This is a genomic window from Arthrobacter sp. TJ-263, from assembly GCF_058269155.1.
The window spans coordinates 852,458-868,003 of the sequence record NZ_JBZCNE010000001.1 but is presented as its reverse complement, the minus strand read 5'-3'; the positions used below and the strand labels follow the sequence as shown (position 1 = coordinate 868,003).

The window sequence follows — 15,546 nt, the reverse complement described above, 5'->3', positions numbered from 1 at the left end:
GACCGGCCGGCTGGCTCCGTCGGACGTTATGCGAGCTTGAGGACCCGGTCGGTCATCGACTGCACCTCGGCGGCCAGGGACGCAGTCTCATTGAGCTTGACGCCGTACCCGGGCAGCATCTCCTTGAGCTTCGGCTCCCAGCCGGACATCTTGGCCGGGAAGCATCGCCTGAGCAGTTCCACCATGATCGGCGCCGCCGTGGACGCTCCGGGAGAGGCGCCGAGGAGCGCACCGACCGAGCCGTCCGAGGAGGTGATGACCTCGGTCCCGAACTGCAGCACGCCGCCCTTCCCGGGAGCCTTCTTGATGACCTGTACACGCTGGCCCGCGGAGATCAGTTCCCAGCTTCCGCCCTCGGCCATCGGCAGGAAGTCGGTGAGGGCGTCGTTCTTGGCATCGCGGTTCTTGAGGACCTCCGTGATGAGGTACTTCGTCAGGGACATGTTGTCCTTGGCGACCGCGAGCATCGGCACGAGGTTCGACGGGCGGATCGACGTCGGCAGGTCCAGGTAGGAACCGCTCTTGAGGAACTTGGTGGAGAAACCGGCGTAGGGGCCGAACAGCAGGGAGCGCTCGCCCTTGACGAAGCGCGTGTCCAGGTGCGGGACGGACATCGGCGGGGCACCCACCGACGCCTGGCCGTAGACCTTCGCGTTGTGCCGGCCCACGAGGTCCGGATCGGTGCAGCGCAGGAACTGGCCGGAGACCGGGAAGCCCGCGAACCCGCGGCCCTCGGGAATGCCGCTGCGCTGCAGCAGGTGCAGGGCGCCTCCGCCGGCGCCGATGAAGACGAACTTCGTGGTGACGGTGCTGGTCTCGCCGGTCGCCTTGTTCCTGACCTTCACGTCCCAGCGGCCGTCGGTCGCCCGAGCGACGTCGAGGACATCGAATCCGTAGTGCAGGTCGACGCCGGTTCCCTCGAGGTAGGTGGTGAGGTGGCGCGTGAGGGCACCGAAGTCGACGTCGGTGCCGCCTTCGACGCGCGAGGCGGCGACGGGCTGGGAGGGGTTGCGGCCCTGCATCACGAGGGGGGTCCATCCCGCGATGGTGTCGTGGTCCTCGCTGTGCTCCATGGTGCTGAACAGCGGTTGCGGGCTGAGTGCCTCGTAGCGCCGGCGCAGGTACTCGGCGTTGGCCTGGCCCCATACGAAGCTCATGTGAGGCACCGGGTTGATGAAGGTGCGGGGGTCGCCGATGAACCCCTCGGACACCATGTGCGACCAGAACTGGCGCGAGACCTGGAACTGCTCGTTGATCGCCACGGCCTTCGCCGGATCGACGGAACCGTCCTTCCCCGCGGGGGAGTAGTTCAGCTCGCAGAGGGCCGAGTGGCCGGTGCCGGCGTTGTTCCAGGGGTCGGAGCTCTCGAGGCCCGCGACGTCGAGCCGTTCGAAGAGGGAGATGTCCCACTCGGGCTGCAGTTGCCGGAGGAACGCGCCGAGGGTGGCGCTCATGATCCCGCCGCCGATCAGGACGACGTCGGTGGTCTTGGCGGGCGTGCCCTGATGGATTGTGGTCAACGGAGTCTCCAGTCGCGAGGTCACTAGGAGACAAACACTAGCGTCTGGTGGTGACCGAACTTAAATCGTCCTGAGGTCGCGGCCGCCCCCGGGATGCCGTGCCGGGCAGCTCAGTCCGACGGCGTCGGCCGGGGTTCGACATCGGCCAGGTCGATGCGGTTGAAGACCTCGTTCATGACGGGGCTCACGGGGTAGGTCGTCACGCGCGGGCTCATCGCCAGCGCGGAGATCGGGAACGCGAGCGGGACGGCCGGGATCCGGTCGGAGACCTGCGCGCTGATGTCCGCATAGGCCTCGGTGCGGTCCTCGCCCGCAGGCAGTCCCCGTGCCCGGTTGATCTTGCTGAACAGCTGCGGGTCCTCATAGGCGAACTCCTCCGAGTACATGCCGAAGAGTGCACCCACGAAGTTGTCGGGGTCCTGGTAGCTGCCGCTCCATCCGAGCAGGTGGAACGCCCGGTCCCCGGACTGCTGGACCGCCTCGACGTAGCCTTCGCTCCAGTCGACGGGTACCGGCTTGATGTTGAAGCCGGCCTCGGTCAGCTGCCGGCTCAGCTCCGCGTAGGCCTTCTCGGGGGAGGGCAGGTAGGCCCTGGAGACGTTGCGGGGATAGTAGAAGGGCAGCTCGCGCCCGTCGTACCCGGAGCGCTCGAGCAGGTCCTTGGCGAGCTCGACGTCGTAGCCGTAATCCTCGACCGTCTCGTTGCTCACACCGAGCTTCTCGGGGATGAACTGACGGGCCGGCTTCGTCCCGTTGAGGAAACGGCCGTCGATGAGGGCGCTCTTGTCGATGGCGTGCGCTACGGCTTCGCGGAACAGGGGGTCGTCGACGCCGGGGAAGCCCTGGTTCATGCCCAGGTAGAGCACGGAGTACGGATCGCGCTGCAGGAACTGGAGACCGTTGCGGGCGAGGTCGACGGCGCTGTCCACGGACACGAAGTCGTAGCCGTCGATCCGGCCCGAGGTCAGGGCGCGCGCCCGGGAGTCGGGGTTCGCGATGGTGGTGAAGACCACGCGATCCACCTCGCCGCGCTCACCCCAGTAGTCGTCGAAGAACGCGAGCTCCACATCCCCTTCCTCCCAGGAGACGAGTCGGAACGGTCCGGTTCCGACGGGCGCCTGGCCGTAGCGGGAGATGGGGGCGCCGTCCCGTGTCCCGGTCAACTCGTCCGCAGCACCGGCCTCGAGCGCGGCGGGCGAGGACATGGCGAAGGCGGGTGTGGCGAGCGCCGGGATCAGCCCCGTGATCCGGGAGGTGAGTTGGAGGTCCAGGGTGTGCGCCGAGGTCGCGGTGCAGTCCTCGTAGAGGCTCACCTCGGGGGTGTCGGAGTATCCCTTGAACACGTTCTCGAAGGGCAGCCGGTTCGTAGCGGCTCGCGCGCTCTCGGGGAGCGTGTACCAGCGGTCGAAATTGGCGCACACGGCGGCGGCGTCGAACGTCTCGCCGTCCTGGAAGACGACGTCGTCGCGCAGGGTGAACTCGTAGGTCCGCCCGTCGTCCGACTCGTCCCAGGATTCCGCCAGGAGCGGCGTCGGCTCGGAGGTCAGCGGATCGACGCCCACGAGTCCCTGGAGGATCTGCTGGCTCACGCGGTAGGACTCGGTGTCGTTCGCGAGCGCCGGGTCCAGCGTGCGGGGATGCGCGGCCGTGCCGAACGTGAACGTGGCGGCGTCCGAGGCCGGGGCCGACGTCGTCGTCACGGGTTCGGGGGACGGAACCTGGCCCACCGTGCAGGAGGCGAGCGATACCGCTGAGACGAGGGCGGCTGCCATAGCGGCGACGCGTTTCACACCGTGGGTCGCCCGTGCGTGGCTGGTGCGGCGCGCGGCAGGGTTGTTCACTGGCGTCGGTCTCCGAAGGGCAGGGGGCCGGTCCGTCATGGGCCGGTGGCTGGAATGCCCCAGTGTAGGCGATGGTCCTGTCCGGCCCGCCCAGGGACTGGCCGGTCCGGATACACGAACGGGCCCCCCACCCCGAGGGGTGCGAGGGCCCGTCCGTGATCCCTGGGACATGTTAGAGGGATGCGCCAGGGAGGCGGGGGAGTCCTTAGCCGGCGGGGGGCGTGAGGACGGTGTCGATCAGGTACACGACGGCGTTGGCGGTCTGGACGCCGCCGCAGATCACGTTGGCACCGTTGACCTGGAGTTCGTCGCCCGAACCGGTGACCTCCAGCTCCGCGCCCTGGACCGTGGTCTGCATGGTGCCCTCGAGCTCGGACGGCTGGATCTTGCCCGGGACCACGTGGTAGGTGAGGATGCTGTTGAGGCCGTCGGTGTCGGTCTTCAGGCCCTCGACGGTCTCGGCCGGCAGTGCCGCGAAGGCGTCGTCGACCGGTGCGAAGACGGTGAACTCGCCGCCGTTGAGGGTGTCCACGAGGTCTACCTCGGGGTTGATGCCGCCGGAGACGGCAGCGGTCAGCTGGGTCAGGAGGGGGTTGTTGCCGGCGGCGGTCGCCACGGGATCGAGCGCCATGCCGGCCACCGATCCGTCGCCCTCGGGAACTTCAGCGGCGTAGCCCTCGCAACCGGGGCCGACGAGGTTCGCTGCGGGGTCCATCATGGCGTCAGCGGAGGGGCTCATGCTGGCCTCCATCGAGGGGGACTCACTGGCCATGGTGGTCTCCTCGGCCATGCTGCTCGAGTCCGAACCGGACGCTGCTTCGTCGCCTCCGCCACAGGCCGCGAGGCCGAACATCGAGACTGCCGCGATACCCAGGATGGACAGGTTCCTACGCTTGGTGATCTGCATGAAATTCCTCCATAGTTACGACCCGGCATCTGCCTCGGTCTGTGACTGTCGTGTGAAACACATCGTGTCGATGTCTCGGAGGTACTTCGGGCGTGCCGGAGAGGTGGATGGGTCGGATTTCTCGGGAAGGTATCCCAGGCCGATTCCGCGACCGGGCCGTGACCTGCGACGATGCGGGCGGATGCGGCGTCGGTCCGGTCCGGTGCGTGGTGGTGATGGTGCGCAGGAGGGGGCAGTGGTCACCAGCTGCCGCGCCTCTGATCAGCTGGCGCCATCACGGAGGGGCTCTGGGTCACCCACTGCCGCTGCCTGCGACATCGGGCGCCCGTTCAGTTCATGACTCAATGTGCGACGACGAGGTCCAGAAAGGCTTGCTCGCGGGATTGGTGCTGATTCTCGGGGGTGAGCTTGACTGCGCAGTCGATGATCTCCTGCGCCACGATGAGGACCTTGCCATTCGTTCGCTGGCTGTATGAAGTGATCCGGTCGAAGGCTTCTGCGGCGTTCATGCCGGCGAAGGCCATGAGGACGCCCTTGGCCTGCTCGATGACCGCGCGGCCCGCTGCCGAGGCGGTGACAGCTTCGTTCGCGACCTGGAGCGTATCGGAGTGGATCGAACGGGTGAGGTCCACGACCAGAATCATCCGGCCGATCGCTTCCGCGCCGTCGAGGATGCGGTCGCCGAAGATGAGGACCTTGTGGGCTCGCCCCTTGAGGTCACGGATGGACATGCATATCGATGTGGGCCCCCCTGTCGAGGAGAGGCCGTCCCAGAAGTTGCGGGCGGCATCGCGGTCGGGGGGTTCGATGTGGGACAGGCACAGGTCAAGAGTGGGGATGATGTCGCCGCGCTCGTAGCCGTGGATGCGGTACAGCCCGTCCGACCACCGGAGAGCGCCATCAAAGAAGTACTGTTCGGCGGTGCCGGTCGGGCAACCAACGAAGTACTCGATACCGGATACAGCCCCCGGTAGGGGGGTCAAGTTCTCACTTGCAGGGGTCACAGCTGGCCGTTCGCCGTGCTTGAGCCAAGCTGTTTCCTCAACTCGACTCCAAAGTCGACACGATAACAAATCGACGCAGGTCTTGGCGAGACGGTACGTCCTCGATCGCCATGACTGAACGCGATCAGCACATGCTGACAGTGGCGGGCCCAAGCCCGCGGGAATGCTTCTGCCTGTGCGTCCTACCGTGCGCAAGAGGGGACTTGAACCCCTACGTCCGAAGACACTGGAACCTAAATCCAGCGCGTCTGCCAATTCCGCCACTCGCGCTCGGGATGCCGCTCACGCGGAGGGCATTCCTTGTCCTTCACTGTAACGCCAATGGATCGGCGTCCGTGGTTCCTGGAAACTTCCTACCGGTCGATCCCGAGGTCGCGACGCAGCTTCGCGACGTGACCGGTGGCGCGCACGTTGTACTGGGCCATCGCGATCCTGCCCTCGGGGTCCACCACCACCGTGGAGCGGATGAGGCCCTCGTAGGTCTTCCCGTAGTTCTTCTTCTCGCCCCACGCCCCGTACGCTTCGGCGACCGCGTGGTCCTCGTCCGAGAGGAGGGGGAAGGTGAGCGATTCCTTCTCGGAGAAGGCGGCCAGCTTACCCACCGGGTCCGGGGAGATTCCCAGCACCTTGTAACCGGCCGCGCCGAGCGAGGCCAGGTTGTCGCGGAAGTCGCAGGCCTCGGTGGTGCAGCCCGGAGTGGCGGCGGCCGGGTAGAAGTACACGACGACGTTGGTGCCCCTGAGGGAGGACAGCGTCACGTCCCGGCCCGAGGCATCCCTGAGCGTGAAATCGGGGGCACCAGCGCCCGTGGTCAGTCGTTGCGACATGCATGCTCCTGGGAATCGATGGGACGGCGGCGTCGCGGGACGCGCCGCAGGGCCGGGGCCCTGGTGGCCGGAATGGAGAGATCGGGCAGCCAGCCTAGCTATCATAGTTGGAAGGTCCGACGCCGATGGCGGCCGCCGGTCTCGTGAGCGAGAGGAAGTGCACGGTTCTATGCCCGATCTGGAGCAATGGCCCACCGGTCGACTGCTGACGACAGCGGCGCGTCTGGTCGAGCACGCATGGAATGAGCGTCTGGTCGATATCGGAGTGACCCACGCCGGAGTGATAGCCCTCGGTGTCCTCGCTGATCAGGGAGCAATGACGCAGGCGAGTCTCGCCCAGATCGTGCGTGTGCAGGCGCAGACGATGGGCAAGACCCTCTCCCGGCTGGAATCCAGGGGCCATGTCACGCGTGTGCGGAACGATCTGGACCGGCGCTCCCACATGGTCTCGATCTCGCCCGCGGGGCGCCAGGTCCTCGAGGCCTCCGAGGACATCGAGCGCACCCTGGTGGCCGGCGGGGGTCTGGTCTCCGAGGAGCTGCGGAGCCACCTGAAGACCGTCATCCGGGAACTCGGTGCGCCGCGCTGGAACTACACAGCGGCGGGCGCGGCCTCGAGCGAGGGTGTCGCAGCCGAGGGCTCCAACGCTGCCGGGCCCGCTGCCACCGTCCCTACCGTGCCCAGCTGACCCGACTGCGGGACCCAGTGTCCTGATGAAAGCCCCTCGCCCGGGAGGTAGGGGTATCTTGCGTGGGCGGAAAGGGGGCCGACATCCATTGTCGGCGCGGTGCCGGGGAATCAGGACCTGAGGCGCATCGCCGCAGCGTCATTGCCGAGGATCCAGTCCGGACTCGGCAACTCTGATTCAGGACTTCTCAGAAAATCTTTCAGGGCCGCCTCCACTGGTCCAGCCTCCTGCACGAAGCGCAAAGGAATGCGAGCCGTCACCGGACCCATCGGCACCTCCACACCCTCGTCGTCCGTCCCTCCAGCCTGCGACAGGACAGCCCACGAGCCATCTTGCTCACCTCGGGCGGTGCGATGACATACAAGTCCGGACGCCGCACTCCCGGCCGCCTCGAAGCGAGCCGACCCGTACTCGACGACCAACCGCCCGCGCGTCGTGCCATTCAAAGCATGCAGCGCGCCGATCGCGGCCGCACCGGCGTCCGCGACGCTCTGGAAGCCCTGCTCGTTGACAGTCCAGAGTGCCGCCGGTTCGACGACGCGCGTCCTACCAGCCCGCCCCCACGCCACTCCGAGCCAGACACCCGCAAGGAACCCGCCGAACCAGGCATACCCCGCAGTGCCCAGGGCGAACCACACTGCCAGAAATGACACGAGAACGACGGAGCCCATCCACCGCCGGGCGACGCCCCACCGCGTACACACAGCCCCCAGACATAGTCCTGCCAGCATCACGCCGACTTCCAGAATCACCTGCTCCGTCGGGACGAAGACCATGACCGCGACCGTAGCGAGCAACACCCCCGCGCTGAAGATCAGAGATCCCATCCAAGGCCGACGTGTTTTTCCCATAACCTCATTCTGATCGACCCTCGACCGCCACATGGGCAATTACGCGACCAATCCCCGACAACGATCGTCGCACCCACCAGCGAAACGCCCGACGGGCGACCGCTCGGCGGGAGGGCCGGGCTCGGTATGGGTAGGGTGGGACCGTATCGCTGGGAATGCATCTGGAAGGACGGCCATGACCTTGGTTCCGGTTCCTGACCTCACAACACTTTCCCGAGGGTGGCGTGACTGGATCCTCTTTGCTGAAGTCGGAGAGCAACTCCGGGACCGCGGTTCACTGAACGTCAGGCGAGACTCCATCGAGTGGGCCGTGCTCCATCAAGCGGCGGACTACGTCCGCGTCGGTGTGATACTTCCCGATCGCATTCAATTGTGGGATCAAGCGGGCGCCGGGCTGTCCTCCCGAATGCAGGCGTGGCTCGACGACGCCCCCGTAGAAGACCCCTTGGGCCCGGTCATGAAGCTGTATTTCGAAATCACGGATCGTGCCAAAGAGCTGATCCCGGAGAATCTCCAGTTCTGAACTCGCCGGTCCAGCACGCCTCGTTGTCCGGTAAGGGTCGACTGAAGCGCCTGTTGCTGTTCGCCGATCAGGACCGCACGTGACCGCAACTGCACCTATCGTCGGTTCATGAGACTTGTGCCGTTGACTCCGGAGAACCTCGGCAAGGCCGTCGGCATCACGCTCCGGCCCGAACAGGAGGCCTTCGTCGCACCGGTTGTGCAATCGATCGCCGAAGCTTACGTGAACCCCACGGCCTGGCCACGGGTCGTGGTTGACGGCGACGACGTGCTGGCCTTCATCATGGGTAACTTCGATCCCGACCACGAACTCGAAGCATTCCGCGCCGGCATCTGGCGACTCAGCGTGGCCGCGTCCGCTCAAGGACGCGGCGTGGGACGGTTCGCCGTGAATGCCCTGGAAGAGGAGGCCCGTGACCGCGGCGTGGAGCGCATCTCCGTCCTGTGGGAGCGAGGCGAGCATGGTCCGGAAGGGTTCTACCTCAAGCTCGGCTTCGTTCCCACCGGAGAGGAACTCTTCGGTGAGGTGGTCGCGTTCAAGGACCTCAGCATGCGAGGGAAGGCATTCCCGTAGATGGATCGTCGATCGGCCGCGGTTCTGATGGGAGCGCCCTGAAGCGTTTCGCCGGCCCTCCGCATGCGGACGGCGGCGCCGGCGTAGCAGCGAGCATTCCCTAACGGGGGAAGTGGGGGCAATTCGACAGAGCTGCACTGAACCCGGCAGTGGCACTTCCATGCGGCTTCTGACGCCCCATCAGGCCCGCGCGGAGATCTGCTGCACCGCCCAGCCGTTGCCGTCCGGGTCGCTGAAGAACACGAACCCGACGTTGTCGAGGGCCGTCCCGCCCTGCCGCACCGCATCCGGGTCACCGCCCATCACCTGGATATCGCCGACGTCGACGCCGCGCTCCACGAGCTGCGCGTGCGCCTCGACCACGTCCGGGACGACCAGCTGCAGTCCCTGGAGGGAGCCAGGGGGCATCCGCGGTACGACCCCCTCGCCGATCACGACCGAGCAGCCGGAGCCCGGCGGCGTGAGCTGAACGAGCCGGTGGCCGGGACCCATGGTGATGTCGTGGTCGACCACGAAGCCAAGCTTGTCGGAATAGAAGGCCTTGGCGCGGTCGATGTCGGCCACCGGCACGACCACGACCTCCAGCGTCCAGTTCATGAACAACTCCTCGATGCGCTCGTGTGCGATGACTTCACGGGGGTCCCAGGGTGACCCCGCTGTGATCCTGCCACCACGCACCCGCCGTGACAACGGTCCGAAGCCATCGGAAGGGACGATGCCCGGCGGCGGCCGGCACGGACCACCGTGCCGTACCTCCACGCGGCGGAAAAGGGAAGACCCCCGGCTGATTGTGCTTTTCTTGCCGAGCACCCTTGCTTACTAAGCGTGCTGATGTTTGGTTGGGACACGTGAGTGTCCAGCGCCCATCGGAGAACAGCATGCAGACCACCGCCGAAGCCCGGCCGACCGTCCTGGCGCGCCCGAGCCGTTCCGCCGATGCAGCTGCCGTGGATGCTCAGGCCGGTCCTGCACCTCGGGACAGGCCCCTCAAAGCCGCCCTGCAGGACGACATCGCCCTGCGGCACCTGGACATCGCCGAATCGGTCGCGCGGTCCTTCGCGGTCAGCGGCCCCGAAGCAGCCGACATCCGTCAGGTCGCCTATCTGGGACTGATCAAGGCAGTGCAGCGCTTCGACCCTTCGCGTGGCATCGCGTTCGCCTCGTTCGCCGTCCCCACCATCAGCGGTGAGATCAAGCGCTACCTCCGTGACTCCTGCTGGGTCGTCAGGCCGCCGCGGGAGGTGCAGGACCTCCGCACGGAGATCGCCCGGGCGGCTCCCGCCCTGGCACAGCGGCTCGGCCGGGAGCCCACCGCCCGGGAGCTGGCGCTCGAGCTCGGCCGGCCCGAGGGCAGGGTCCTCGAAGCGCAGGCCTGCTCGTCGAGCCTCCGGCCGGTGTCGCTCGACGCGCCCGTCGAGGGGCGCACGTGGGCCGATACCCTGGCGAGCGATACCTGGGGCGCGGAGCGCAGCGACGACCTGATCTCCCTGCGCGGTGCGGTCAACGAACTGAGCGGCAGCGAGAAGGAACTCCTCTACCGCCGGTACTTCATGGAGCAGACCCAGCAGGGCATCGGCGACGACCTCCGTATGTCCCAGATGCAGGTCTCGCGGGCGCTGGCACGCATCCTGGTGAAGCTGCAGAAGAGGCTCCTGGGCGCCCCCGTCGCCGAGGCCGAGCACCCCGTGCGGTCCGGTATCGCCTAGGAGATCCCGTGGTCCGCCGCCGCGGCCAGCACATGGTCCACGGTGACGGCGAGGAGGGCCGGATCCGGTGTGGCGGAGAACGTCTCACCGACCCGCACCGATTCGTCCGTCAGGACGGTGTGGGGTCCGGGCGGCGGGCCCCACTCCGAGGGCGGCGCGGGCCCGAACAGCACCACGGAGGGCCGCGCATAGGCCGAGGCTAGGTGTGCCGCCCCCGTGTCCGCGGAGATCACGAGGGAAGCGCCGGCCACCAGTCCCGCAAAGACGTCGAGCGGCAGGGCCCCGGCGGCGACCGAAGCCTCCGGCAGGCCCGCGGCGTCGGCGACCGCGAGGGCGCGCGGACGCTCCTTGGCGCTACCCGTGAACACCACCCGGTGTCCGGCGGCGGCCAGGGTGCGTGCAACCTCGGCGAACCGTTCCACAGGCCAGAGCCGGCTCCCGTAGGCGGCCCCGACATGCACGACGACCGCGCCCGGCGCCGGATTCCCGACGTCGGGCACACGGAGCCTGCAGTCCAGGGGGTCGGCGGGGACCCCGTGCCAGGTCATGAGCGACGCCCACCGCTCACGCTCGAGGATGCCGGTGCGCCACTCGGGTCCGTCCCAGCCCCGGGAGCGGTGCCCCATCCGGCGTCGTGCGCCGATCTCCTCGAGACGCCCCCGGCTCTCCCCGCCGCTCCCGTGGAGGTTCACGGCGAGGTCGATCCGGCCGTGCTCGATGGGCAGGGGGTCGTCCAGACCATGGGTGGGCAGCAGGTCGTCGACGGCGTCCGTGAGCGGAATGATCGGACGGAGCCATTCCTGGGCGGCATAGAGGATGCGGTGCTCCGGGAAGGCGCGCCGCAACCCCTTCAGCGCGGGCACCGCCACGAGGAGGTCCCCGAGCTTGAGGGCCCGCAGCGCCAGGATCTCGGGGCGCCCGTCCGGTGCGGGGGTCGAGGCCGCCACCGGCCGCGGACCGGGCCCCGAATCGGGCCCGGACGGTCGAGCGGACGTGCCTGTGGTGCTGGTGCCCTCGGGAGTCATGGGAATGATCCTGCCAGAGGATGAGTGCTGCACCTCGCGGGGCATGCGAGAGCGCCTCCCGGGAAGAAGTTCGACGGAAAGTGTTTAGCAGTGCTCCTGTCCGGGAACTAAGCCTGTATGCATACTTCGGCCGGACCCACGCGGACAGCTCCCCGGGCTGTCCTGTTCGACCGCGACGGGACGATCGTCGTGGACGTCCCCTACAACGGCGATCCCGCGCTCGTCCGGCCCATGCCCGGGGCGCGCGAGGTGCTCGACGGCCTGCGCTCCCGCGGCATCCCGGTGGGAGTGGTGACCAACCAGTCGGGGATCGCGAGGGGACTCATCACCCGTGACCAGGTGGACGCCGTCAACGCCCGCGTCGAGGAACTGCTCGGACCGTTCGACGTCTGGGAACTGTGCCCCCACGGGTCCGACGACGGCTGCGCGTGCCGCAAGCCCGCGCCGGGGATGGTCCTGGCGGCCAGCTCCCGCCTGGGGCTCGAGGCCCGGGACGTCGCCGTGATCGGGGACATCGGGGCGGACATGGGAGCCGCGGCCGCCGCGGGTGCGCGGGCCGTCCTCGTCCCGACGAGCGTCACGCTCGAGGACGAGATCCGGTCGGCTCCCGCCGTCGCACGGACCCTCGCCGAGGCCGTCGACACGCTGTGGACGGGGGCGCCGTGAGGCGCCGGGTCCTCGTCGCCCGCCTGGACAGCGCCGGCGACGTCCTCCTCGCCGGGCCCGCCGTCCGTGCCATCGCCGCGGGGGACCACGGGGACTCCCCGAACGACGTCGTCATGCTGTGCGGGCCGCAGGGCGCCGCTGCCGCGCGGCTGCTGCCCGGCGTCGTCGACGTCATCACCTGGTCCGCCCCCTGGATCGTGGACCCGGCCCCCGAGCCCACGCCGGAGCTGATGACCGAGCTGCACGAAGCCGTGGTGGCGCTCGCCGTGGACGAGGCCGTACTCCTGACCTCGTTCCACCAGTCGCCGCTGCCGCTCGCGTTGCTGCTCCGGCTCGCCGGCGTCCGCCGGATCGCGGGGGCGTCCGTCGACTACGCCGGATCGCTCCTCGACGTCCGGCTCAAGCCGGGCGAGGATTTCCCGGAGGACCAGCCGGAAGCGGAACGGGCGCTCGGCATCGCCGAGGCGGCGGGCTACGCCCTGCCCCCGGAGGACGACGGCCGGCTGCAGGTCACGGGCCTCACCGACGCCTCCGGCCTCGTCGGCAGCGGACCCTATGTCGTCGTCCACCCGGGTGCCACCGTGCCCGCGCGCGCCTGGCCCCCGCTCCACCACGCGGCCGCCGTCGAGCTCCTGACCGCCGCGGGCTTCCGAGTGGTCGTCACCGGCGGGCCGAACGAGACCGACCTGACGTCCACGGTCGCGGGCCCCGAGGCACTGGACCTCGGGGGCAGGACGGACCTCGCCACGCTGGGCTCCGTCATCGCCGGGGCGTCCGTCATCGTCACCGGCAACACCGGGCCGGCGCACCTGGCGGCCGCCGTCGGCACGCCCGTCGTCTGCCTGTTCTCGCCCGTGGTCCCGGCGGTACGCTGGGCGCCCTACCGTGTGCCCGTGGAACTGCTCGGCGACCAGGACGCGGCCTGCGCGCTCAGCCGGGCCCGCGTCTGCCCCGTGCAGGGGCATCCCTGCCTGTCCGGCGTCTCCCCGGAGGACGTCATGGACGCCGTGCTCCGGCTCAGCTCCGGGATATCGTCACTCGGCTCACGCCGCAGCATCGGCCGCACCGAGGGCCGCCGACCAACGAGGGGACACCGATGAGGATCCTGTTATGGCACGTGCACGGAGGGTGGACCGACGCCTTCGTGCGGGGGGAGCACACCTATGTGCTGCCGACCACGCCGGACGGCGGAGCCTGGGGTCTCGGCCGTGCGGGCCGCGACTGGCCGGCCTCCGTCATCGAGGTGGCACCCCATGACCTCGCCGACGCGGACATCGACGTCGTCGTCCTGCAGAGGGTCGCGGAGATCGCCGAGTGCGAGCGGCTCCTGCGGCGCACCCCGGGCTGCGACCTCCCCGCGGTCTTCCTCGAGCACAACACACCGCGCCGGGACATCGTCGGCACGGTCCATCCGCTGGCGGGCCAGACCACCATCCCGATCGTCCACGTCACGCACTTCAACGCCCTCTTCTGGGACAACGGCCGTGCAGACACCACCGTGATCGAACACGGCATCGTGGACCCGGGCTACCTCTACACGGGCGAGCTGGAGCAGCTCGCCGCCGTCATCAACGAGCCGGTGCGCCGCGGCCGGATCACCGGCACCGACCTGCTGCCGCGCTTCGCGGGTGTCGCGCCCCTGGAGGTCTTCGGGATGGGGACCGAGGGGCTCGCCGATGCCCTCGACCTCGCACCCGGAGAGCTGCGCATCGGCGGCGACCTGCCCATGGCGCAGCTGCACGCACGGCTGGGACGGTCCCGGGCCTACGTCCACCCGCTGCGCTGGACGTCCCTCGGGCTCTCGCTCCTCGAAGCGATGCACGTGGGGCTCCCCGTGCTCGCGCTGGCGACCACGGAGGCGGCACGCGCGGTGCCCCCCGAGGCGGGGGCGATCTCGACGAGCGTCGACGACCTCGTCCGCATGGCGGCACGGCTCATCGACGACCCCGACGAGGCCCGGACCCGGGGACGGGCAGCACGGGAGGCGGTGCTGGCGCGGTACGGGCTGGCCCGGTTCCTGGCCGACTGGGACGACATCCTGGAGCAGGAACCCACGCGGCACCGCGTCCTGGCGGTAACAGAGAGGAAAGCCCAGTGAGGATTTCTATGGTGTCGGAGCACGCGAGTCCGCTCGCCGCGCTGGGGGGTGTCGACGCCGGGGGGCAGAACGTCCACGTCGCCGAGCTGTCCCTCGCGCTGGCACGCCGGGGACACGACGTGACGGTCTACACGCGCCGCGACGACCCGGCCCTGCCGGACCGGGTGCGCACCGATCCGCACCTGGAGGTCGTGCACATCACCGCGGGCCCCGTGCGGAACGTCCCGAAGGACCTGCTGCTGCCCTACATGGGCGAGCTGGCCGAAGGCATCATGGAGGACTGGGGGCCGGAACCACCGGACATCGTGCACGGGCACTTCTGGATGTCCGGGCTCGCCGCCCTCGATGCCGCCGGACGGTCGCGCGCCGCCGGCCGGCCCGTGCAGGTCATCCAGACCTTCCACGCCCTCGGTACGGTGAAGCGCCGCCACCAGGGAGCCGAGGACACCAGCCCGTCCGAGCGGCTCATGCTCGAGGCCATGGTGGGACGCAGCGCCGACCGCATCGTCGCGACCTGCTCGGACGAGGTGTTCGAGCTCAAGGCCATGGGGGTCCCGGGGAGCCGCGTGTCGATCGCCCCGTGCGGCGTCGACGTCGAGCTGTTCACGCCGCACGGGCCGGTGGAGGGCCGCGGACGCGCGCACCGCATCGTGAGCGTGGGACGGCTCGTCCCGCGCAAGGGCATGGACCTCGTCATCCGGGCGATGCGCGAACTCGCCGACCTGGGCCGCGACGACGTCGAACTCCACATCGTGGGCGGCGCCGGCAGCTCGACCGGACTCGACGACGACCCGGAGGCGCAGCGCCTCCGCGCGCTCGCCGTCGATCTCGGCGTCGCCGACCGCGTGGTGCTGCGCGGGCAGGTGTCGCGGGTGGAGATGCCCGCGGTGCTGCGCAGCGCCGACGCGGTGGTCTGCGCCCCCTGGTACGAGCCGTTCGGGATCGTCCCGCTCGAAGCGATGGCGTGCGGTGTCCCGGTGATCGCCGCGGCCGTCGGCGGCCTCGTCGACACCGTGGTGGACGGCACCACCGGACTGCACGTGCCGCCGCAGGATCCGGCGGCCATCGCCGCCGCGATCTCCGACATCGTGGGCCAGCCCGACTGGGCCCGCGAGCTCGGCGCCAGCGGCTACCGCCGCGTCAAGGCACGGTACTCGTGGAGCCGCATCGCGGCCGACACGGAGAAGGCCTACCAGGCGGCCCTCGCCGCCGCAGCACCCGCAGAACCGGCCACCGCGCGGCGTAGTGCCGCGCGTCGACTCGAAAGCACAGGAGGCAGGGCACTGTGACCACGCATCTCACGGACATCCAGTCCGA

At 69.2% G+C, this 15,546-nt stretch carries 16 protein-coding genes and 1 tRNA gene; 8 read left to right on the top strand and 9 right to left on the bottom strand.

Translation table 11 applies throughout. The features are described from left to right. Positions 1-26 precede the first annotated feature (26 nt). From AC4D2F_RS04100 to bcp, 6 genes are all read right to left on the bottom strand, one after another. On the bottom strand, positions 27-1,511 hold the full coding sequence (locus AC4D2F_RS04100) for a malate:quinone oxidoreductase (protein ID WP_104166720.1): 1,485 nt from the start codon (positions 1,509-1,511) through the stop codon (positions 27-29). A gap of 119 nt (positions 1,512-1,630) precedes the next feature. After that, on the bottom strand, positions 1,631-3,361 hold the full coding sequence (locus AC4D2F_RS04095; RefSeq protein ID WP_490909578.1) for an ABC transporter substrate-binding protein: 1,731 nt from the start codon (positions 3,359-3,361) through the stop codon (positions 1,631-1,633). Positions 3,362-3,566: 205 nt separating this feature from the next. Continuing rightward, the gene (locus AC4D2F_RS04090) at positions 3,567-4,268 is read right to left on the bottom strand and encodes a fasciclin domain-containing protein (protein WP_104165574.1); all 702 of its coding nucleotides are present in this window, start codon (positions 4,266-4,268) and stop codon (positions 3,567-3,569) included. A 341-nt stretch (positions 4,269-4,609) separates the two neighbouring features. Continuing rightward, on the bottom strand, positions 4,610-5,251 hold the full coding sequence (locus tag AC4D2F_RS04085; RefSeq protein ID WP_490909577.1) for a PAS and ANTAR domain-containing protein: 642 nt from the start codon (positions 5,249-5,251) through the stop codon (positions 4,610-4,612). Positions 5,252-5,460: 209 nt separating this feature from the next. Further along, a tRNA-Leu gene (locus AC4D2F_RS04080) sits at positions 5,461-5,542 on the bottom strand. Between the two features lie 83 nt (positions 5,543-5,625). Then, a complete protein-coding gene (gene bcp, locus AC4D2F_RS04075; protein ID WP_104165571.1) occupies positions 5,626-6,099 on the bottom strand; it encodes a thioredoxin-dependent thiol peroxidase in 474 nt (157 codons plus the stop codon). A 316-nt stretch (positions 6,100-6,415) separates the two neighbouring features. On the opposite strand from bcp, the gene AC4D2F_RS04070 reads away from it, so the two are divergent. Continuing rightward, the gene (locus tag AC4D2F_RS04070; protein ID WP_490909576.1) at positions 6,416-6,787 is read left to right on the top strand and encodes a MarR family winged helix-turn-helix transcriptional regulator; all 372 of its coding nucleotides are present in this window, start codon (positions 6,416-6,418) and stop codon (positions 6,785-6,787) included. 110 nt (positions 6,788-6,897) lie between these two features. Here the strand turns inward: AC4D2F_RS04070 and AC4D2F_RS04065 are convergent, their stop codons facing one another. Next, positions 6,898-7,563, bottom strand: coding sequence for a hypothetical protein (locus AC4D2F_RS04065; RefSeq protein WP_490909575.1), 666 nt, complete (start codon positions 7,561-7,563; stop codon positions 6,898-6,900). Between the two features lie 250 nt (positions 7,564-7,813). On the opposite strand from AC4D2F_RS04065, the gene AC4D2F_RS04060 reads away from it, so the two are divergent. Together AC4D2F_RS04060 and AC4D2F_RS04055 are read left to right on the top strand one after the other, a co-directional pair. Continuing rightward, positions 7,814-8,161, top strand: a complete 348-nt coding sequence (locus AC4D2F_RS04060; protein WP_490909574.1) for a hypothetical protein — start codon at positions 7,814-7,816, stop codon at positions 8,159-8,161. A gap of 108 nt (positions 8,162-8,269) precedes the next feature. Next, complete coding sequence (locus tag AC4D2F_RS04055) at positions 8,270-8,734, top strand: GNAT family N-acetyltransferase (protein WP_490909573.1); 465 nt, start codon at positions 8,270-8,272, stop codon at positions 8,732-8,734. Positions 8,735-8,914: 180 nt separating this feature from the next. Here the strand turns inward: AC4D2F_RS04055 and AC4D2F_RS04050 are convergent, their stop codons facing one another. Beyond that, on the bottom strand, positions 8,915-9,331 hold the full coding sequence (locus tag AC4D2F_RS04050) for a VOC family protein (RefSeq protein WP_490909572.1): 417 nt from the start codon (positions 9,329-9,331) through the stop codon (positions 8,915-8,917). 281 nt (positions 9,332-9,612) lie between these two features. Here AC4D2F_RS04050 and AC4D2F_RS04045 point away from each other — a divergent pair, with 281 nt between their 5' ends. Beyond that, positions 9,613-10,440 carry a sigma-70 family RNA polymerase sigma factor gene (locus AC4D2F_RS04045; protein ID WP_490909571.1) on the top strand — a complete coding sequence of 276 codons (828 nt, stop codon included), beginning with the start codon at positions 9,613-9,615 and terminating at the stop codon, positions 10,438-10,440. On the opposite strand, the gene AC4D2F_RS04040 is transcribed toward AC4D2F_RS04045, so the two are convergent. Beyond that, entirely contained in the window at positions 10,437-11,465 is a 1,029-nt protein-coding gene (locus AC4D2F_RS04040) for a glycosyltransferase family 9 protein (protein ID WP_490909570.1), read from the bottom strand. The genes AC4D2F_RS04045 and AC4D2F_RS04040 overlap by 4 nt on opposite strands. Before the next feature lie 117 nt (positions 11,466-11,582). On the opposite strand from AC4D2F_RS04040, the gene AC4D2F_RS04035 reads away from it, so the two are divergent. From AC4D2F_RS04035 to AC4D2F_RS04020, 4 genes are read left to right on the top strand one after another with little or no spacing between them, the layout of a single operon-like run. Further along, the gene (locus tag AC4D2F_RS04035) at positions 11,583-12,131 is read left to right on the top strand and encodes a D-glycero-alpha-D-manno-heptose-1,7-bisphosphate 7-phosphatase (RefSeq protein ID WP_104165556.1); all 549 of its coding nucleotides are present in this window, start codon (positions 11,583-11,585) and stop codon (positions 12,129-12,131) included. Beyond that, on the top strand, positions 12,128-13,231 hold the full coding sequence (locus AC4D2F_RS04030) for a glycosyltransferase family 9 protein (RefSeq protein WP_490909569.1): 1,104 nt from the start codon (positions 12,128-12,130) through the stop codon (positions 13,229-13,231). Before AC4D2F_RS04035 ends, AC4D2F_RS04030 begins: the two co-directional genes overlap by 4 nt. Further along, the gene (locus AC4D2F_RS04025; protein WP_490909568.1) at positions 13,228-14,229 is read left to right on the top strand and encodes a glycosyltransferase; all 1,002 of its coding nucleotides are present in this window, start codon (positions 13,228-13,230) and stop codon (positions 14,227-14,229) included. Before AC4D2F_RS04030 ends, AC4D2F_RS04025 begins: the two co-directional genes overlap by 4 nt. Then, on the top strand, positions 14,226-15,518 hold the full coding sequence (locus tag AC4D2F_RS04020) for a glycosyltransferase (protein ID WP_490909567.1): 1,293 nt from the start codon (positions 14,226-14,228) through the stop codon (positions 15,516-15,518). The genes AC4D2F_RS04025 and AC4D2F_RS04020 overlap by 4 nt, the downstream gene beginning before the upstream one ends. Positions 15,519-15,546 lie beyond the last annotated feature (28 nt).

Bases quoted from the DNA above. Each gene is read 5' to 3' on its own strand.
- AC4D2F_RS04065 (WP_490909575.1), bottom strand. From the start codon at position 7,563: ATGGTCTTCGTCCCGACGGAGCAGGTGATTCTGGAAGTCGGCGTGATG.
- AC4D2F_RS04025 (WP_490909568.1), top strand. From the start codon at position 13,228: ATGAGGATCCTGTTATGGCACGTGCACGGAGGGTGGACCGACGCCTTC.
- AC4D2F_RS04045 (WP_490909571.1), top strand. From the start codon at position 9,613: ATGCAGACCACCGCCGAAGCCCGGCCGACCGTCCTGGCGCGCCCGAGC.
- AC4D2F_RS04070 (WP_490909576.1), top strand. From the start codon at position 6,416: ATGACGCAGGCGAGTCTCGCCCAGATCGTGCGTGTGCAGGCGCAGACG.
- AC4D2F_RS04035 (WP_104165556.1), top strand. From the start codon at position 11,583: ATGCATACTTCGGCCGGACCCACGCGGACAGCTCCCCGGGCTGTCCTG.
- AC4D2F_RS04050 (WP_490909572.1), bottom strand. From the start codon at position 9,331: ATGAACTGGACGCTGGAGGTCGTGGTCGTGCCGGTGGCCGACATCGAC.
- AC4D2F_RS04060 (WP_490909574.1), top strand. From the start codon at position 7,814: ATGACCTTGGTTCCGGTTCCTGACCTCACAACACTTTCCCGAGGGTGG.
- AC4D2F_RS04040 (WP_490909570.1), bottom strand. From the start codon at position 11,465: ATGACTCCCGAGGGCACCAGCACCACAGGCACGTCCGCTCGACCGTCC.
- bcp (WP_104165571.1), bottom strand. From the start codon at position 6,099: ATGTCGCAACGACTGACCACGGGCGCTGGTGCCCCCGATTTCACGCTC.
- AC4D2F_RS04090 (WP_104165574.1), bottom strand. From the start codon at position 4,268: ATGCAGATCACCAAGCGTAGGAACCTGTCCATCCTGGGTATCGCGGCA.
- AC4D2F_RS04055 (WP_490909573.1), top strand. From the start codon at position 8,270: ATGAGACTTGTGCCGTTGACTCCGGAGAACCTCGGCAAGGCCGTCGGC.